The organism is Bacteroides sp., from assembly GCA_036351255.1.
Lineage (GTDB): Bacteria > Bacteroidota > Bacteroidia > Bacteroidales > UBA7960 > UBA7960.
Genome location: JAZBOS010000048.1, coordinates 1 through 18,155, shown reverse-complemented (window position 1 = coordinate 18,155; position 18,155 = coordinate 1). Strand labels below are relative to the sequence as shown.

Annotated in this window: 15 protein-coding genes and 1 other RNA gene; 8 read left to right on the top strand and 8 right to left on the bottom strand. The window is 50.8% G+C overall.

Translation table 11 applies throughout. The features are described from left to right. Positions 1-9: 9 nt before the first annotated feature. Complete coding sequence (locus V2I46_04140) at positions 10-543, bottom strand: macro domain-containing protein (protein ID MEE4176678.1); 534 nt, start codon at positions 541-543, stop codon at positions 10-12. Positions 544-741: 198 nt separating this feature from the next. Beyond that, positions 742-2,127: an NfeD family protein gene (locus V2I46_04135; protein MEE4176677.1), complete on the bottom strand. Its 1,386-nt coding sequence runs from the start codon at positions 2,125-2,127 to the stop codon at positions 742-744. Between the two features lie 250 nt (positions 2,128-2,377). Here V2I46_04135 and V2I46_04130 point away from each other — a divergent pair, with 250 nt between their 5' ends. After that, a complete protein-coding gene (locus V2I46_04130; protein MEE4176676.1) occupies positions 2,378-3,433 on the top strand; it encodes a GNAT family N-acetyltransferase in 1,056 nt (351 codons plus the stop codon). A gap of 142 nt (positions 3,434-3,575) precedes the next feature. Here the strand turns inward: V2I46_04130 and fsa are convergent, their stop codons facing one another. After that, positions 3,576-4,229: a fructose-6-phosphate aldolase gene (gene fsa / locus V2I46_04125; protein ID MEE4176675.1), complete on the bottom strand. Its 654-nt coding sequence runs from the start codon at positions 4,227-4,229 to the stop codon at positions 3,576-3,578. Between the two features lie 50 nt (positions 4,230-4,279). Further along, an RNA gene (gene ffs, locus V2I46_04120) (signal recognition particle sRNA small type) lies at positions 4,280-4,377 on the bottom strand. Between the two features lie 193 nt (positions 4,378-4,570). On the opposite strand from ffs, the gene V2I46_04115 reads away from it, so the two are divergent. From V2I46_04115 to V2I46_04090, 6 genes are all read left to right on the top strand, one after another. Further along, positions 4,571-5,113, top strand: a complete 543-nt coding sequence (locus V2I46_04115; GenBank protein MEE4176674.1) for a DUF4199 domain-containing protein — start codon at positions 4,571-4,573, stop codon at positions 5,111-5,113. A 506-nt stretch (positions 5,114-5,619) separates the two neighbouring features. Further along, a complete protein-coding gene (gene typA, locus V2I46_04110) occupies positions 5,620-7,425 on the top strand; it encodes a translational GTPase TypA (protein MEE4176673.1) in 1,806 nt (601 codons plus the stop codon). 11 nt (positions 7,426-7,436) lie between these two features. Then, complete coding sequence (locus V2I46_04105; protein MEE4176672.1) at positions 7,437-8,657, top strand: glycosyltransferase; 1,221 nt, start codon at positions 7,437-7,439, stop codon at positions 8,655-8,657. A 2-nt stretch (positions 8,658-8,659) separates the two neighbouring features. Continuing rightward, a complete protein-coding gene (gene miaA, locus V2I46_04100) occupies positions 8,660-9,595 on the top strand; it encodes a tRNA (adenosine(37)-N6)-dimethylallyltransferase MiaA (GenBank protein ID MEE4176671.1) in 936 nt (311 codons plus the stop codon). 37 nt (positions 9,596-9,632) lie between these two features. Next, complete coding sequence (locus tag V2I46_04095; protein ID MEE4176670.1) at positions 9,633-11,126, top strand: M14 family zinc carboxypeptidase; 1,494 nt, start codon at positions 9,633-9,635, stop codon at positions 11,124-11,126. 110 nt (positions 11,127-11,236) lie between these two features. Then, the gene (locus V2I46_04090; protein ID MEE4176669.1) at positions 11,237-13,423 is read left to right on the top strand and encodes a glutamine synthetase III; all 2,187 of its coding nucleotides are present in this window, start codon (positions 11,237-11,239) and stop codon (positions 13,421-13,423) included. A 223-nt stretch (positions 13,424-13,646) separates the two neighbouring features. Here V2I46_04090 and V2I46_04085 read toward each other — a convergent pair whose 3' ends face one another. Continuing rightward, positions 13,647-14,561: a DUF3078 domain-containing protein gene (locus V2I46_04085; GenBank protein ID MEE4176668.1), complete on the bottom strand. Its 915-nt coding sequence runs from the start codon at positions 14,559-14,561 to the stop codon at positions 13,647-13,649. 138 nt (positions 14,562-14,699) lie between these two features. Here V2I46_04085 and V2I46_04080 point away from each other — a divergent pair, with 138 nt between their 5' ends. Beyond that, positions 14,700-15,482 (top strand): SDR family oxidoreductase, encoded by a 783-nt coding sequence (locus V2I46_04080; GenBank protein ID MEE4176667.1) that lies wholly within the window; start codon positions 14,700-14,702, stop codon positions 15,480-15,482. A gap of 479 nt (positions 15,483-15,961) precedes the next feature. Here V2I46_04080 and V2I46_04075 read toward each other — a convergent pair whose 3' ends face one another. The 3 genes from V2I46_04075 to V2I46_04065 form a co-directional block, all read right to left on the bottom strand. Then, the gene (locus V2I46_04075; GenBank protein MEE4176666.1) at positions 15,962-16,129 is read right to left on the bottom strand and encodes a hypothetical protein; all 168 of its coding nucleotides are present in this window, start codon (positions 16,127-16,129) and stop codon (positions 15,962-15,964) included. Positions 16,130-16,299: 170 nt separating this feature from the next. Continuing rightward, positions 16,300-16,689, bottom strand: coding sequence for a response regulator (locus V2I46_04070; GenBank protein ID MEE4176665.1), 390 nt, complete (start codon positions 16,687-16,689; stop codon positions 16,300-16,302). Between the two features lie 3 nt (positions 16,690-16,692). After that, the coding region (locus tag V2I46_04065) for an ATP-binding protein (protein ID MEE4176664.1) at positions 16,693-18,155 on the bottom strand (1,463 nt) is incomplete at its 5' end.

Genomic DNA, 18,155 nt, shown 5'->3' with positions numbered 1-18,155 from the left:
ATTGGTTTTTCAGATGAGTTTTTCCAGGGCATTGCCAAAGACCTCGTGGGCAAATTTACTGAATAGCACCATTCGTATGGTATGAAGGCTTTTCAGCGAGGGCATGGTATCCATGATGGCTTTTAGGGCCACAGGGGCAGCTTCCTCCACCGGATATCCAAAAACCCCTGTCGAAATGGCAGGGAAAGCAATGCTTTGAATACCCCGCTCTTCACAAATCCGCATAGCATTTTTATAACAGTTTGCCAGCAAAAGATCGTGAGGAATATCCCGGTCATAAACCGGTCCAAGGCAATGAATGACATATTTATTGGGCAAATGATGCCCGCTGGTAATCACTGCCTCCCCGGGCTTCAGGGGCCCCAGCGGATGGGCTTCCTTCTCAAGACCGGGTCCTGCCGCCCGGTGAATGGCCCCATCAACACCACCACCAACCCTGAGCATGGCATTGGCAGCATTGGCAATGGCTTCCATAACAGGCTGCTTCGTAATGTCCCCTTCAATCAATTCAAGCGTAACGTCTCCAAAAACATATCGGTCCATAAGAAAACGGTTTCTGGTTTAAGGTTTAAGGTTTAAGGTTTAAGGTTTCAGGTGTCAGGTTTTAGGTTTTAGGTTTTAGGTTTTAGGTTTAATAAAAAAATTTACTTATAGTGTTAAGACTTTGAACTTTGAATCCGCTGGTTAGCGGACAAGCTTTTGATCTTGGAACCTGGAACTCCAAACTCCAAACTCCTAACTTCAAACTTTAACCACAAATACCTGCGATGTCTCATATTTCACCACCTTAATGGCTTCTCCTTTTTCAATATAACCCGTCAGGGCGGTGGCATCGTAGATGTCATCCTCCACCTCGACCTTTCCGCTGGGACGCAGAACGGTAAATGCCGTTCCGGTTTTGCCAAGCAAGCTTTTCATCTGGGCGCTGGCCGAGGTATAGCCTGACTCGGTTTCCTGTATCGTATTCAGTGCAAAGCCCTTGAAGCGCTTGCCGGGAGTAAATAACTTCTGCCCAAGATAAAAGGAGGCTGTCAGAGAAAAGAATAGCGCAATGATGACGATCAAAAATGCCACCAGTACTTCCCTTGCAGGTACACCGGTAAAATCCCATCCGTCATTACCCACCATGGCCATGGCCAGGCCGGTCAGCACAAGAATCAACCCAAGCACACCGGTCACTCCGAAACCAGGTATCGCAAACAACTCAACCGCAATCAGGACGACGCCAATAATGAAGAAAGCAATCTCCCAATGCGAGGCAAGGCCTTCAATGTATAAAGGTGCAAAATACAATAAGGCAGCAACCGCTGCCGCCAGGATGGGAAATCCAATTCCGGGCGTTTGCAATTCAAAATAAATACCGCCAATGATCAGCATGATCAGCAGGCCGCTGACCACCGGACTGATCAAAAAACCGATCAATTTTTCAATCCAGGTAAACTGCTGTTCAATGAATTCATAGTTTTCAATTCCAGCCACCTGCATCACTTCATCCACGTTTTCGGCAATGCCTTCGCAATAACCCCATTCAATGGCTTCCGAAGCGGTAAAGGTCAGCACCTTCCCTTCATCCACCAGCCCGGGGATCTCAAAGCTGGGATCTACCATCGCCTGTGCAATCTCAGGATCGCGTCCTTTTGCTTCTGCCGTGGAGCGCATGGTAGAACGCATATACGACTGGAACTTATCCGGCACCACCTGTCCTGTGGCATCTACCACCGTGGCTGCACCCATATTGGCGCCCGTGCGCATGTAAATCTGGTCGCAGGCTATGGATATCAAGGCCCCCGCAGAAGCAGCATTGTTGTCGATGAAAACAATTACCGGGATTTTCGACTGCAGAATACGGGTGCGGATGGAATCCGCGGCATCCACTGCACCTCCATAAGTATTCATATGAATCAGCACCAGGTCAGCGCCAAGGCTGTCAGCTTCCTCAAAGGCCTTTTGCGTCTTGTAAACAGCCGGACGGGCAATGTCCTCCTTGACGTCGTATTTATATATTTTAAAAGTCTTCCCAGGATCATTCGCGAGCATTTCACCCACCCGGTCCACGCGTTGCGCCGCAACCTGGAAGCCAATCAAAACCAGCAATATGCCGGCAAAAACAATACGGAATGTTTTCATAGGTTCTGTAAAATCAGGGAAAACAAAGAAAAATTACAATACGAAGTTAAACAAAATACCATACATTGGCCTTCCCCCCGTTTATAAAAAACGCCCGCTGCATTTCAGCCCACTCCCCTAAAACTTAAAATACTTGTCATGCTGAGCGGAGCGAAGCATCCCATCAGATTGCTGGCCTAATTAAACAATTCACTACTTTTGGATGGATTTACCCTGCCCATCATCCTTAAAAAAATACATCCCCTCGCTGATGAAAAAATTGCTTTATTCCGAAGAAGAATATGCCGTTTACCGCGAACCCGGCGTCACCCCTGAAGCTGTTGAACTCCTCCGCCAAACCGAGATCGGTAGCCAGGGCGCCGTGTATGCCCATCTCGACACCGAAGAACACATCAGGTATTTATCCAACCCCACCCTGTTCTCCCTCCAGAAAGACCAGAAACTACTGGGAATGGCCGTGTTTTGCAATGCAACCGTCCTGCTCAGGCAAATACCCATTAACTGCTATTATATCCGTTATTTCAGCGCTTCAAGTGAGATCCGTGGGAAAGGCCTGATGAAGAAATTCGGCGAAAGGGCCATGAGTCTCGTCCGCGAACAGGAGACAGGAAAGACCATTTTCTATGCCTCTATCGAGAAAAAAAACCTTAGCTCATTTAAGGTGGTGAGTAATGCCGGCTACCGCACCATCCGTGAAGTCGACACCATAGGATTCAGCCGATTTTTCCTAAAAAAAGAACCCCGCATCAAGAAAGCAGACACCCCTGAAATCCAGGCAAAAGTCCTCACCCTGTTGAAAACTAATTACAAAAATCATTCCCTGGTGCAGTTCGAAAAGATCTTTTTCAACAACGACTATTATTATCTTGAAGAGAAAGGTGAGATCCTGGCAGGCTGCCAGATCCACCGGATCCACTGGCGGGTCAATCGCATGCCCGGGCTGTCAGGAAAGATCATCCTAAAGGGGGTGCCTCACCTTCCCCTGATCCGCAGGGTGTTCAACCCCAAAAAGTTCGATTTCCTGGCACTGGAAGGCATTTATTTCACACCCGGGGGCGAGAAGCACTTCCACGCGCTCCTGAAGGGGCTACTTTACCAGGAAGGCTTAAACACAGCCCTATTCTGGCTCGATACCCAGTGCCCCATTTTCCGACAGCTTAAAAAATACGGCCATTGGGGCTTTATCCATTCCTTCACCAAAAATGCCGGCACCCATCTGATGGCTTCATGGAAAAACCTTAGCCCCGAAGAAATAAAAATACTGGAAGAAAGCCCGGTATATGTGAGCGCGTTTGATTTTACGTGAAAAAACAGAAAAAAATAAGCTGAGAAATGAGAAATGAGAGGTGAGCGGTGAGTTGTGAGTCCAGAAATAGTTTCCAAAAAAGAAGCCCCGGCACAAACCAGGGCTTTTTACTTTTTACTTTCTACTTCTTACAACTTACTGCCTACTGCCACTTCTTCGCATCTTCAAGGAACTTCGCCAGTCCCACGTCGGTAAGAGGGTGGTTGAGCAGGCTGAGGATGGGTGCTAGGGGACAGGTGACCACGTCGGCGCCGGCTTCTGCACAGGCCACGATATGCATGGCATGGCGGATGCTGGCGGCCAGCACTTGGGTCTCAAAGCCGTGGATGCTGTAAATGTTCACGATCTGGTGGATCAGTGTCAGGCTGTCGGTTGAGATGTCGTCGAGGCGGCCCAGGAATGGAGAGACATAGGTGGCGCCGGCTTTGGCTGCCAGGATGGCCTGCCCGGGCGAGAACACCAGGGTACAGTTGGTTTTGATGCCTTTATTGGAGAAATACTTAATTGCCTTGATGCCTTCCTTGATCATCGGCACCTTCACCACGATCTGGGGATGCAGGGCGGCCAGGGCTTCCCCTTCGCGCACGATCCCTTCGAAGTCGGTGGCCAGCACCTCAGCGCTGACATCACCTTCCACAATATTGCAGATATCCAAATAATGTTTCAGGATGTTCTCCTGCCCCTTGATGCCTTCTTTGGCCATCAGCGAAGGGTTGGTGGTCACGCCATCGAGGATGCCCAGATCGTTGGCCTCACGAATCTGGTCCAGATTTGCGGTGTCAATAAAGAATTTCATTTGAAAGGATTTTAGGTTGGTAATGAATGGATAGCCCGGGGGAAATAAAAAATGGGCAAGTATGATATCGCACCGCTACGACCGCCTACCCTTGCTACCTTCCGATCCTGGGGGAGTTCAGCGGGAGCTGGTCGTACCAAACTTACCCGGGGCAAAAGTACTAAAAATATTGCTGCCTGCAAAAAAAATCCTTCCCCGTTTTCAGGAAAAGAAATTTTTCCCATTTATGGCAGTTCTATTCACTGGGGTCAAGAAAATAAAAAATAAGTAGGCTTGCTATATCATATGGAATATTTTAAAAATAAGCGTAAGTTTGCTTTCACAAACCTTAACACGATTGTATGATGGAAAATAATGAACCAATTGCCCGTCAGGGGATGACGAAAACCGCCCTCACCTATGGACTGCTGGTTGGCGTGCTGATGCTTGTCATCCACCTGGTTTTCTATTTTGCCGGCTCCATTGCCAGCACATATATGGCCTATATTTATTATGCAGTGATGCTTGGGGGCATCATCCTGGCCACCAAGGCCTGGCGCGATGAGGTGATGGGAGGTTTTATCAGCTATGGGCAAGCCCTGGGATTTGGCACCCTGACCATCTTTTTCGCCTCAGTGCTGGTGGGCGCTTACTTCTTCATCTTTTATAAATTCGTCGATCCGGGTGCCTTAAACGACCTTTTGGTTGCCGCTGAACAAAAGATGATCGAGAAAAACCCCGCCATTACTGACGACGAACTCGACCTGGCCCTGGGCATTTCTCAACGATTTATGAAGCCAGGCTTTATGGCCATCTCCTCCATCCTGAACTACACCTTCCTGGGCTTCATCATGTCGCTAATCACCTCCATATTCATGAAGAGAAATAACCCCGAAGAGCTTTAAGCCATTCAAAAAACTTAAAAAAGCCGGTTTGCATTTTGCAGCTGGCTTTTTTGTTTTTGTGATTACACAGATTTGAGCGGATTATGCGGATAAGAGCGTGGTGCATGGGGCATGGGATAAAAGCCGCGTAGCGGTGACCGTTGGGAAGCCCTATTATTGGTCGGCGGCCCCACAAAGAAGCGGGGCGATATGAGCCTTAACTTATTCCTTTCCCAGATGCTGCGCGACCAGGGGGTTTATTGGCTGGCCCGCTTTGCGGGCAAGTTTTCATTTGACTCTGAGCATGTCACCACACCACCGATCCCTGATAAATCTTTTTCTGTCGCCGCTACTCGGCTTCTTCCCCAGGCTCCAAGCCCCAAGCGCTTTGCCCCATGCTCCATGCTCCATGCACCTTGCTCAATCCGCGAAATTCGTCAAAATCCGTGTAATCCCTTTTTCCTTTAAACCTTGAACCTCAAACCCCAAACTTTTTCGTACCTTTGCACGCTTATTAAAAATCATCAATGACCGAAATCCGCAACATTGCCATCATCGCCCATGTCGACCACGGGAAGACCACCCTCGTCGACCGTATCCTGCACCAGGTAAAGCTTTTCCGCGACAACCAGGAAACGGGCGACCTCATTCTCGACAGCAACGACCTGGAGCGTGAGCGTGGCATCACCATCCTGGCCAAGAACTGCTCCGTCCGCTTTAAGGACACCAAGATCAACATCATCGACACCCCTGGTCACGCCGACTTTGGCGGCGAGGTGGAACGCGTGCTCAATATGGCTGACGGCGTGTTGCTCATCGTGGATGCCTTTGAAGGCCCGATGCCACAGACCCGCTTCGTGCTCGAGAAGGCCATCCTGCTGGAGAAAAAGCCTATCGTGGTCATAAATAAGGTCGACAAGCCCAACTGCGATCCCGGTTTGGTGCAGGAGAAGGTGTTCGACCTGATGTTCAGCCTCAATGCCACCGAGGACCAGCTGAACTTCCCCACAGTTTACGGTTCTGCCAAAGGCGGGTGGATGTCGGATGACTGGAAAAACCCAACCACCGATATCTTATACCTGCTCGACGTGATCCTAGAGCACATCCCCCCGGCCCTGCGCGCCGAAGGCACCCCCCAGATGCAGATCACCTCGCTCGATTACAGCTCTTACGTGGGGCGCATTGCAGTGGGCAAACTGACCCGCGGAACCCTCGAGCAAAACCAGCAGGTGTCGCTGGTAAAACGCGATGGCAGCATCCAGAAGTCACGCATCAAGGAATTGTATGTCTTTGAAGGCCTGGGCAAGGAAAGAATCAAGGTCCCGATCCACGCGGGCGAGATCTGCGCCGTGCTAGGCGTGGAGGACTTCGAGATCGGCGACACCATTGCCGATTACGAGAACCCCGAAGCCATCAAAGCCATTGCTATCGACGAGCCTACGATGAGCATGCTGTTTACCATCAACACCTCCCCCTTCTATGGTCGCGACGGCAAGTTCGTCACCAGCCGCCATCTGCGCGACCGCCTGTTTAAAGAAACCGAGAAAAACCTGGCCCTGCGCGTCGAGGAGTCGGGCAGCCCCGACGCTTATGTCGTTTACGGGCGCGGCATCCTTCACCTCTCCATCCTGATCGAGACGATGCGCCGCGAAGGCTACGAGCTGCAGGTAGGCCAGCCCCAGGTGATCATCAAGGAGATCGATGGGAAAAAGCATGAGCCCATTGAATATCTCACCGTCCACGTGCCCGATGCCTTTACCGGCAAGGTCATCGAACTGGTTTCGCAGCGCAAGGGTGGGTTGGTCAATATGGAACAGAAAAACGACCGCACCGAGCTGGAGTTTGAGATCCCCTCGCGCGGGCTGATCGGCTTGCGCAACAATATGCTCACCCTGACCGAGGGTGAAGCCATCATGGCACACCGCCTCAAGGGCTACGAGCCTTATAAAGGTGAGTTTGGCGTAAAGCACAATGGGGCCCTCATCGCCATGGAGACCGGACAGGCCATCGCCTATTCCATCGACAAGCTACAGGACCGCGGAAAGTTTTTTATTGACCCGGGCGATGAGATCTATGCCGGTCAGATTGTGGGCGAAAACTCCCGTCAGGACGACCTGGTGATTAACCTCATCAAGACCAAAAAGCTAACCAACGTCAGGGCCTCGGGTTCGGACGACAAGGCCAGCATCACCCCTGCCACCAAGTTCTCGATGGAAGAAGCCCTCGAGTACATCCGCGAAGACGAATACGTGGAGTTCACCCCCAAGCACATCAGGATGCGCAAGATCATCCTGGACGAACACGAACGCAAGCGCCAGAAGAAAAGCTCGTAAACCCCGTCACCATGCCTGCCGTCCGCACCTTGCACGTCGCCATCCCGGCCATGAACGAGGGGGCCTTCCTGCCACATACCATGGAATGCCTGGCTAAGCAGGATTATGTGCATTTTCAGGTCTGGGTCTGCGTCAACCAGCCCGATGCCTGGTGGAATGACCCGGCAAAACATCCCCTTTGTGAAAACAACCGGCAAAGCCTCGATTACCTCCGTAAGCTTGGCTGGGAAAACCTGCATCTGATCGATCACAGCAGCCCCGGGCTGGGCTGGAAAGGCAAGGCGCACGGCGTGGGACAAGCCCGAAAGGTCTTGATGGATACCATCAGCCAGGCCGCCTGGGACGAAGACATCATTGTAAGCCTGGATGCCGACACCCTTTTCGAGGATCATTACCTTTCCTCGGTAGCGGATGTATTCAAGCGTTTTCCTCAGGCAGTGGCGCTTTCCAATCCCTATTACCACAGGCTCACCGGGGAAGACACCCTCGACCGTGCCATGCTGCGCTATGAGATCTATATGCGGCACTTCGCCCTGAACCTATGGCGCATTGGCTCTCCCTATTCATTCACCGCCCTGGGCTCAGCCATTGCATTGCCGGTGAAGGCCTATCGCAAGATCGGGGGGATGACTGCCAAAAAAAGCGGCGAGGATTTTTACCTCCTGCAAAAACTGCGCAAGACCGGGTGGATCGCCAACCACAATACCAGCCCTGTTTACCCCGCCACGCGCTATTCCGACCGGGTGTTCTTCGGCACCGGCCCCGCCCTTATCAAGGGCAGCCAGGGCTTGTGGGACAGTTACCCCATCTACGACTACCGCCTCTTCGACCAGGTGGCCGAGACCTATGCCCGCTTCCCTGAGCTCCTGCACCGTGACATGGAAACCCCGATGAGCCCTTTCCTGAATCAGCAATTTGGGGAAACCGACATTTTTGCCCCCTTGCGGGAAAACAATAAAACCGTGGCACACTTCGTGAATGCCTGCCATCATAAGGTAGACGGCCTCAGGGTGTTGCAGTTCCTGAAATACCACCAGACCCTGAAGGCATACAGTGATGAAGCCAACCTGATTAACTTCTTGGGCAAATTTTTTTCTGAATTTTTCGTTCAATTTAAGAAAGAGGATTTGGAAGTCCTGGATTTTCAAACCTCCCCCATTCCACTGCTGGATGACATCCGTAATTTCCTGATGGAACGAGAGCGGATGTACCAGGAAAACGACCGCCCGTGAACCTGCCTGACCCCCATACGCTGATCGTCATTACCGGCCCCACCGCCACCGGCAAGACCCGCCTGGCAGCCTGTGTGGCAGCACAGTGTGAAGGCGAGGTGATCAGCGCCGACTCCCGCCAGGTATATCGCGGAATGGACCTGGGCACCGGCAAGGATCTGCACGACTTTATGGTGGGCGACCTGCTGGTTCCCTATCACCTGGTCGACATTGCCGAGCCCGGCTACGAATACAATGTGTTTGAGTTTCAGCAAGATTTCATCAAAGCCCTCAGCCACATCCAGAAGCGCAACAGGCAGGGCATCCTATGCGGGGGCACCGGCTTGTATATTGAAGCCGCCCTGAAAGGCTATCCCCTTCAAAAGGTGGAACCCAACCCCGAGCTGCGCGAAAACCTGCAACTGCTCACCAATGAAGAGCTGGGCAAGATCCTGGCCTCCTACCGGCCCCTTCACAACACCTCCGACCTCAGCGACAGGGAAAGACTGATCAGAGCCGTGGAAATTGAAACCTTCCAGAAAAATAATCCGCCCGATAAAAGCAATTACCCCAGTTTCAAACCGGTCCTCTTTGCCATCCATTTCGACAGGGAGGATATTAGGCAACGCATCACCGAAAGGCTGCAAAGACGCCTTGAAACCGGGATGCTCGACGAGATCCACCACCTCCTCAGTGAAGGCCTGAAACCGGAACAACTCAAATTCTACGGACTGGAATACCGCATCTTAACCCAATACGTCACCGGCGAAATCTCCTACGACGCGATGTTTCGCACCCTCAACACTGCCATTCACCAGTTTGCCAAGCGGCAGATGACCTGGTTCCGCCGGATGGAGCGACAAGGAACCCCCATTCACTGGATCGATGGCCAGCTAACCATCGAAGAAAAAGTAGAGCAGGTGCTTGAAAAGGCTGCAGCATTTTCAAAACAATCGTAAATTTGGCGTGCATTCCTTTTGGGAGAATCCGCCAATTATGAACCGCTGCAGAACAATTTTGATTCCTTTCCTGGCAGTCACCCTTTTTGCTGCCTGCAAAGCCGAACGGCAGACCCCTGCCCAGCACCGCAATTTCACATCGCCCACCACCCACGCCGAGCTGGGCGAATTCCTGGAACAATCAACCGAAGCATGCGACCTGTTAAAGCTTGAGGTATTTGGTCAGTCTGCCGGTGGGCTCGACCTTTTTGTGGTGAAGGCAGGCAAGGATGAACCTTCTCCTTCAGGAGAAAAACTCAGGGTGTTGGTATTGGCCCAGCAACACGGCAACGAGCATAGCGGCAAGGAAGCCGCCCTGCTTTTGATCGACGGTATGCTTTGCGGAAGGCACAAACGCTGGTTCGATACCATGGAAATTTGGATCATTCCCCAAATGAACCCCGATGGTTCGGAAGTAAACGAGCGCCGTAACAGCGAAGGCATCGATTTTAACCGCGACCACGTGGTGATGCAGTCGGCCGAAGTCCGTGCACTCCATGACCTGTCTCACGACTTTATGCCCCACGTCACCCTCGACATCCACGAATACCACCCATACAGCGATGCATGGGAAGCTTTTGGGGCCTTTAAGCAATTCGATGTGCAGACCGGCATCATCACCAATCCAAACCTTTCGCAAGACATCAGGAAATACAGCGAAGAGGTGGTGCTTCCCGGATTGGAGAATAAACTCAAGGCCGGTGGTTATACGTTTCATAACTATCTTGTAGGCCCTGCACCTCCCGAAGGACCTACGAGGCATTCTACCGTTGACATCGACGACGGCAGGCAAAGTTTCGGCGTTCTGGGCAGTATGTCCTTTATCTTCGAAGGTCTGAACGGGCGCGACCGCTACGCCGACAGCCTGCAGCGCCGCGCTCAAAGCCAGGCCATGGCGGTAAGATCGCTGATGGATATCATCCGGCACGACAGGGAAAAGATCATCCAAATGGTAGATGACTCCCGCCGGGTTTTAGTTTCAGGCGGCAACGATACGGTTGCCATCAGGATGGATCATTTCCCCGGTGAAAAACCCCTGCAACTGCTGCTCAAATCTTCCCAAACCGGAAAAGATACCCTTGTAAAAATCCACAACTACCATCCTCTGGTCAAGCCCACCTTCAGCATTGAAAGGGCCAGGGGCTATTTGATCCCCCGGTCCGACAGCCTGCTGATGGCGCTCATCAGCAATCACCACATCGAATACCAGGAAACTTTTGAAGACCCGCAGCAAGTGTTTGCCTACCGTTTTGCTGCACTTTCCAGGAGCTTCGACGAGGGCCTCAAAAACTATTTTCCGGAAGTGGAAAAAGAGGTCCTGGACGCCGAAAACTATCAAAGGGATTATATTTTCGTTCCCGTAACCCAGTTGCACAGCCATTTCCTGGCCCTTACCCTTGAGCCCCAATCGCAGATCGGCCTGATACAGTATCCCTTATTTCAATACTTGCTCAGGGAAAATGAACACTTCCCTGTACTCAGAGTTGAATAATTTTCGGAACACCCCCCTTTTTTTTCAACAAATTGTTGAAAAAGTTTACTATTTTTATTACACCACCATCAAAATAATAGGGTACCTTTGAAAAACCAAAACTTTTTCAAATGAACCCTCGTTTTTCCGCTCTCCAGTCGGCCATTTCCCGTCCTTACCCTGAATCACAGGAAATCATGCCCAAGGTATCTGAATATTTTGGCTCGCAGGTCTTTTCGCGCCTGGTGATGCGAGAATATCTGCCTGACGATGTTTTCCGCCAGCTTATTGAAGCCATCGACAAGAACGGGCAAATCGACCGCCGCATCGCAGACCAGGTGGCTTCGGCCATGAAAGCCTGGGCCATCAGCAAGGGGGCCAGCCATTACACTCACTGGTTCCTGCCCCTGAACGGCGCCACGGCCGAGAAGCACGACGCCTTTTTCAGCCCGGTGGAGCCCAACGTGAGCATCGAGCAATTCGATGGCTCGCAACTGGTGCAGCAGGAACCCGATGCCAGCAGCTTCCCCAGCGGGGGTCTGCGCAACACCTTCGAGGCCCGTGGCTATTCCGCCTGGGACCCCTCCTCCCCGGCATTCATTATGGATGGCACCCTATGCATCCCCACCATCTTCATCGCCTATACCGGCGAAGCCCTCGACTTCAAGACGCCGCTGCTTAGGGCCCTGGCCCTCATCGACCAAGTGGCTGTCGAAGTCTGCCAGTTATTCGACCGCAATATCACCAAGGTCTATCCCACCCTCGGCTGGGAGCAGGAATATTTCCTGGTGGACGAAGCCCTGTATTATGCCCGGCCCGACCTTGTGATGACCGGCCGGACCCTAACAGGCCACATCCCCGCCCGCGGCCAGCAACTCGAAGACCATTATTTCGGCGCCATTCCTCACCGGGTAGCGGCTTTTATGAAAGCCTTTGAGATGGAGGCCTGGAAGCTGGGCATCCCTGTAAAAACCCGACACAACGAGGTGGCGCCCAACCAGTTTGAACTGGCGCCTGTGTATGAAGAAGCCAACATTGCCATCGACCACAACCAGCTCATCATGGTGGTGATGGACAAAGTGGCGCGCAAACACCGCTTCCGGGTACTTTTCCACGAGAAGCCCTTTGAAGGGGTAAACGGCAGCGGCAAGCACAACAACTGGTCGCTGGCCACCAACACTGGCAAAAACCTGCTGAGCCCCGGGCATACCCCCAAGACCAACTTGCTCTTCCTGACGTTTTTCATCAACATCATCAAGGCTGTCCACGAGCACGCAGCCCTGCTGCGGGGCGCCATTGCCTCGGCTGGCAATGACCACCGCCTGGGCGCCAATGAGGCACCCCCGGCCATCATCTCCATGTTCATTGGCAGCCAGCTTACCGGAGTGCTCGAAGAACTGGAAAAAAAGGTGAAGGACCGCAAAATGACCCCGGATGAAAAAACAGACCTGAAGCTGAACATTGGCAAGATCCCGCGTATCATCATTGACAACACCGACCGCAACCGCACCTCGCCCCTTGCTTTTACCGGCAACAAGTTTGAGTTCAGGGCAGTGGGCTCCTCGGCCAACTGCGGCCCCGCCATGATCGTGCTCAACACCATCCTGGCCAACCAGCTGATGCATTTTAAGGCGGAGGTGGATAAAAGCATCAATAAAGGCATTGAAAAGGATGAAGCCATCTTTCGAGTCCTGCGCAAATACATCCGCGAGTCGAAAGCCATCCTGTTTGAAGGCAACGGCTACAGCCAGGAATGGGTAGAAGAAGCTGCCCGACGCGGGTTGCCCAACCTGAAAAATGCTCCCGAAGCCCTGGAATCCTATATTTCAAAAACTACCATCGATCTTTTTGGCAGCAATGGGATCTTCACCGACAAGGAGCTGCACGCCCGTTATGAGATCAGGCTCGAAAACTATGCCAAGGTGTTACAGATCGAGTCGCGCGTGCTGGCCGACCTCTCGGGCAATCACATCATCCCTTCCGCCATCCGCTATCAGAATGTGCTGGTGGAAAATGTCAGGGGCCTGAAAGAAGTGCTGCCGCCCGCCCTGTTTACCGACCACTCGGCCCTTCAGATCCATTCTATTTCGAAAATCTCCGAGCACGTCACCCATATCCGCTCCATGGTGCGGCAAATGATCAGCGAACGTAAGGAAGCCAATCATCTGGAAGACCCTGCAGCACGCGCCAAAGCCTATTGTTACAGGGTCAAACCCTTGATGGAAGATATCCGTTACCACATCGACAAGCTCGAGATCCTGGTAGATGACCAGATGTGGCCATTGCCCAAATACCGTGAGCTGATGTTTATCAAGTAGCGGCCGGAAGTACTTTTTCCTTTCTTAACCCATTTCACCCAAGCTCGGGGTTCCTACGGTGTTTAAACGTAGTTTATACGGTTTAAACCGTATAAACTACGACCATGGTATGGGGAAGGTACGACCTTAACATCCCCCTGGAGTTGATTTCTCAATTGAAAATTAGCCTGAAAAAAACAAAAGCCGCCCCTGGAAGGGAGCGGCTCCTGAAGGATGGGGAAATTTATTCCCGCTTGAAGTTGTATGACAGGCCGATGCCAAAAATTTGCTTGAACTGGGTACGGGGGCCGGTGCCAACCTGTACTTCTTCGCCCCCGACTGTGTCAAAGATCGGTACGGGGATGTCGTGGTCGTAGATAAGGTTAAAGCCCATGCTGGCGGTGATGAACTTGTTCACCTTCATATTCAGGTTGGTTTGCCAGTTCACGTCGGTGTTCTTGCGGTTTGGCTTATTGCTGTCGGTGTAGTTGTTGAAAAGGTCAAGCTTTGAAGCCAGGTTCACGTTCTCAAAGATATCCTTGGCGAAGGTAAAGGATGCCATGGCGCCAAATTCAGGGCGAAAGGTTTTGCCGGGCTCCACGCCGTAAGCACCAATGGCCGAGAGGGTTTCATCGTTGACGAAGGTAAATTTACCGGTGGCAGGCGAGAAAAAGATGGAAAGGTAATCAACGGGTTTGTAGTCGAAACCCAGGGAGGCCAGGAGGTAACCCGGGGCCAAAAAATTGGATACCACCTCCTCATCGTCGGGGTAATTATATCCTGCAGTAAACTGACTCCTGAAGTTCAGCAGTGCAGTAGCGGCAATTTTTGGGGATACCTTATGGCCGTACTTTGAAAGGAGATCAATTTTGTCTTCGTTTTTCCGGGTGGGGGTATCCTGGGTTTTTATCAAGCCATAGGCCAGGTCGAGTTTATTTTCCCAGGTAGTCTTTTCCTTGGAGTAATTGGCGGTCAGCACCGCAATGCTGGTGGAAGCAAAGCTGTTTTCACCACCTGCGGCCCAGTTGGTAAAGGAAACCTGGTTCAGCTGCTGGCTAAAGAAACCATTCAGGGCCCAGGGCCTTACAAGGGTAGTATCTTCCTGGGCCGAAAGGCTCAGCGCTGAAAGAAATAATATAGCAAAGAGGATCTTCTTCATAAAATCAAATTTTAATCGTTAATTTTAATTTAATTTTAGAGGTGCAAAGTTAGAAAACATTTCAATATGTTTCAATTCTAAAGATCAATTCAGCACCAACAAGTTGAACAGATTCGCTTAACCGTTAAAACCAGGAATATGAAACAGGTATTGATTACCGGGGGCAGTTCAGGCATTGGGCTTGCCACCGCCAGGAAACTCATGGAAAAAAAAAACTGGAAAGTCATCAGCCTGAGCCGCAGCCAGGCTAAGATAGAGCGAGCCCTGGAAACTCATCCTGAAATGGAGGGAGTGGTAGACTTTATCACGGGGGATGTAAGCCAGCCGGAGGACTGCCGGCGCGTGGCCGAATATATCGATGAGCATTACGGGCAGCTTCACGGCTTGGTGAATAATGCGGGGATGCTTACGGCCGGAGGTATACAGGACATTGACTTCGACCTGTGGAAGGCCAACATTGACATCAACCTTCACGCCCCCTATCTGCTGACGCAGACCTTGCTGCCGTTGCTAAAGGCTTCGGGCAACGCCTCCGTGGTGAACATCTCATCGGTGGCTTCGCGGATCCCGGGACGCAGCATTGCCTATTCGGTTTCGAAAGCGGGGCTGGACATGATCACCGAGTTTCTGGCCGGCGAGCTGGGTCCCTATAGCATTCGCGTCAATGCCGTGAATCCTGGCCTGGTGGAAACGCCCCTGCATCTCGACAGCAAGGTAGTGGCCAACGAAGCCATCTACAGGGAAATGCTGGTTAAATCAGCCGCAAAATACCCCATAGGTCGTATAGGGAAACCCGAAGATATCGCCAATATGGTGTTTTTCCTTTTGTCCGATCAGGCCTCATGGGTCACCGGATCAATTATACGGGTTGACGGAGGAAGCAGTGTTTTTAACGAAATTTTGCCTGGAAAGAAACATTAAGGAATCAAGATATTTTCAGTGTTTTAGTAAAAGGCAAAATGGAGTGTTTTTTTGGGGCGAAAAAACTGCAACTTCTTAACTTAGAATACTTAAGAGTTTTCTTTTGTCCTAAAACATGAAAAAACACTAGGGAAATTACTTAGACTAATTTTAGTAATTAAACGAATTGCCTTGTTCTTTCCTATGTTTTACCTTTGGTTAATGATCCCTGAAGGGATTTACGCTATTTGAAAAGGACACTAAATAAATAAGCGACCCGGGCAGAGGCTGAACGGCGGCATTCTTAGGATTCGCTGCTGTCAAAATTGACCCGGGGGTTATTAACATTCAACTTGTCGGACAAACTTTGAATTAGTAGTTTTTCCGGGCAGTTTTGATCTGAAAGGGGAGGTATCAGAGTTTGATAAGGCTCTCGCCTAGGGTCGCTTTCCATAAAAAAAAGATCGCCAGTTAGAGGCGATCTTTTTTTTATTTTTTTACTATCCTAAGTCTAATTGGGGTTTTAAGGATTGCTCATAACCCTGGATGAGCCATTCCAAGGGAGGGATCTGGAAGCTCGTGGCGGAAAGCAATACCCTGAACATCCCTGCTTCCTTCATCACCAGCTTCACCTGGTATTCACCGGGCAGTCCCGCACTGACGAGCATATGATATTTTTTTGCTGGGCTGATTTCCATCGTTTTTCCTGGAGTTCAAAATTAAGCAAGAATCTCCCTGGAAAAAACCTGTAAAATCACCCGGATTTTCTGCAGGATACACGCGGGGCATACACCCTGAATGGTCATTTATGAATGTTGGCGAAGGCGGGGCAATAGGTTCAGAACCCCTCATTTAAGACACTGGCGGACAGGGGCTTATTGAGAAATTTAATCACGAAAGGATTCTCGATGGCCTTGCGGTGGTCGTCAGCATCGATGGAAGAGGAAAGCATAGCAATTTTGCAGTGCTTGCGGATGGTTTCATCGAGTTTCGCAAAAGCATCGAGGAAACCGAAACCATCGATATCGGGCATGCGGATGTCGAGGAAAATCAGGTCGGGGAGTGCATCAGGATCTGAGCACAAAGTTTCGGTAAGGTAATCAAGCCCAGCCCTGGCACTTTTTTTTATGATGATCTTGGCAGCAAAAGCATTTTTTTCGATGATACGCTGGTTTACCAGGTTGTCGATTTCGCTGTCATCAATAAGGAGGAGGGAATTTACAGGCATTTTTTAAAGGGGTTGGTATTGGTTTGGCAGTTTCACAGTGAAGGCACTCCCCTTCCCTTCTTCCGATTTCACCTCGATGGTGCCATTCAATTTTTCGATGATTTCCCTGACGATATAAAGCCCGATGCCGCTTCCTGTGCTTTGTTCGTATCCCCTGAAGAACATTTCAAAGATCCGTGGGAGATGCGGGGCAGGAATGCCGCGTCCATTGTCATTCACCCTGATCAAAGCCTGACCCGGGGTGGTATGAATCTCTACCTCAACAAAAGGCTTTGATTCCTGAGGGTTGCAGAATTTCAGGCTGTTGGACAGCAGATTACTCAGGATGATCTCGACCCTACGCTTGTCGGACATAAACTGGCCTTCATCCCTTACCTTGATCCGGATATCAATCCTTTCAGATCCGGAAATATAGTTGAGGTTGTTGATGGTTTTTTCCAGCAGGAAATTAAAATCAATGGGCGAAAGCTTAACCTCGAACCGGGCATTGCGCGAATAGTCGATGATATCATGGATGATCAGGTCGAGTTTACCAATGCTTTCCTTCATCAATCCCAGGTACAAAGCCTGTTCAGTGGCATCAGCCTCAGCTTCAAGCAGGCTGATCAGCCCAAGGACAGACATCAGTGGGGCACGCAGCTCGTGGGAGGTGCTGTAAACAAAGTGGTCGAGCTCCGCATTGGTTTTGTGCAACTCCAGGTTCTTTTGGGTCAGGATCTTCTCCGTTTTTTTTGTTTCGGTGATATCCTGAATGTTCAGAAACAAAAAGTTTCGTTTTCCGAGCTCAATCTTCGAAGCGAAAAATACCAGTTCAACCGATTCATCTTTCCCACTGTCATACAGGCAATTAAAGTTTTTTTCGCCTATTTTCAAGGCTTCCCTGCATTTCTTATTGATCAGGTCTGATTGGCCCGGATGCAAATCCAAAAGAGATTTACCCAGAAGGGATTCTGAATTTTCCTGACCATAAAGGTCTGCTGCGGCGCGGTTGGCATCGAGAATTTGAAGGTTGCAGGGGTTCACTAGCAAGTGGACCACCGGGGCTTTGTGGAAAAGGATCTTATACCTTTGCATTTCGCTAAGTTCGGCAGCCTTTTCGTGATTCTGAATCACACTGGCCGCCAGTGTCCTGATCTGCGAAGCATCAACAGGAAGAAACACGGGGTAGCATTTCACACTAAACTTTTCTGCAGCGCAGCGGGTGGCTTGTTCGGGCGTTACCAGCACCAAGAAATAAGGGAGGTTGAAGGCGTCGTTTTCCGAATAAACTTCATTGACTTCATTCACAAAATAGTCAAAACCGGTAATGACCAGGTCAATCTCCGGCGTATCGGAAGGGGCATTCAGAGTCTTTAGCAGTTCCCCGGAGGAATCGCTGCTGATAAGGAACTCACCTTCGAGCTGTTTAAGGATGTCCAGCAAACGCGCGTCGCTGGAAATGAGGTAAAGGTGCTTTTTTCCGTTAT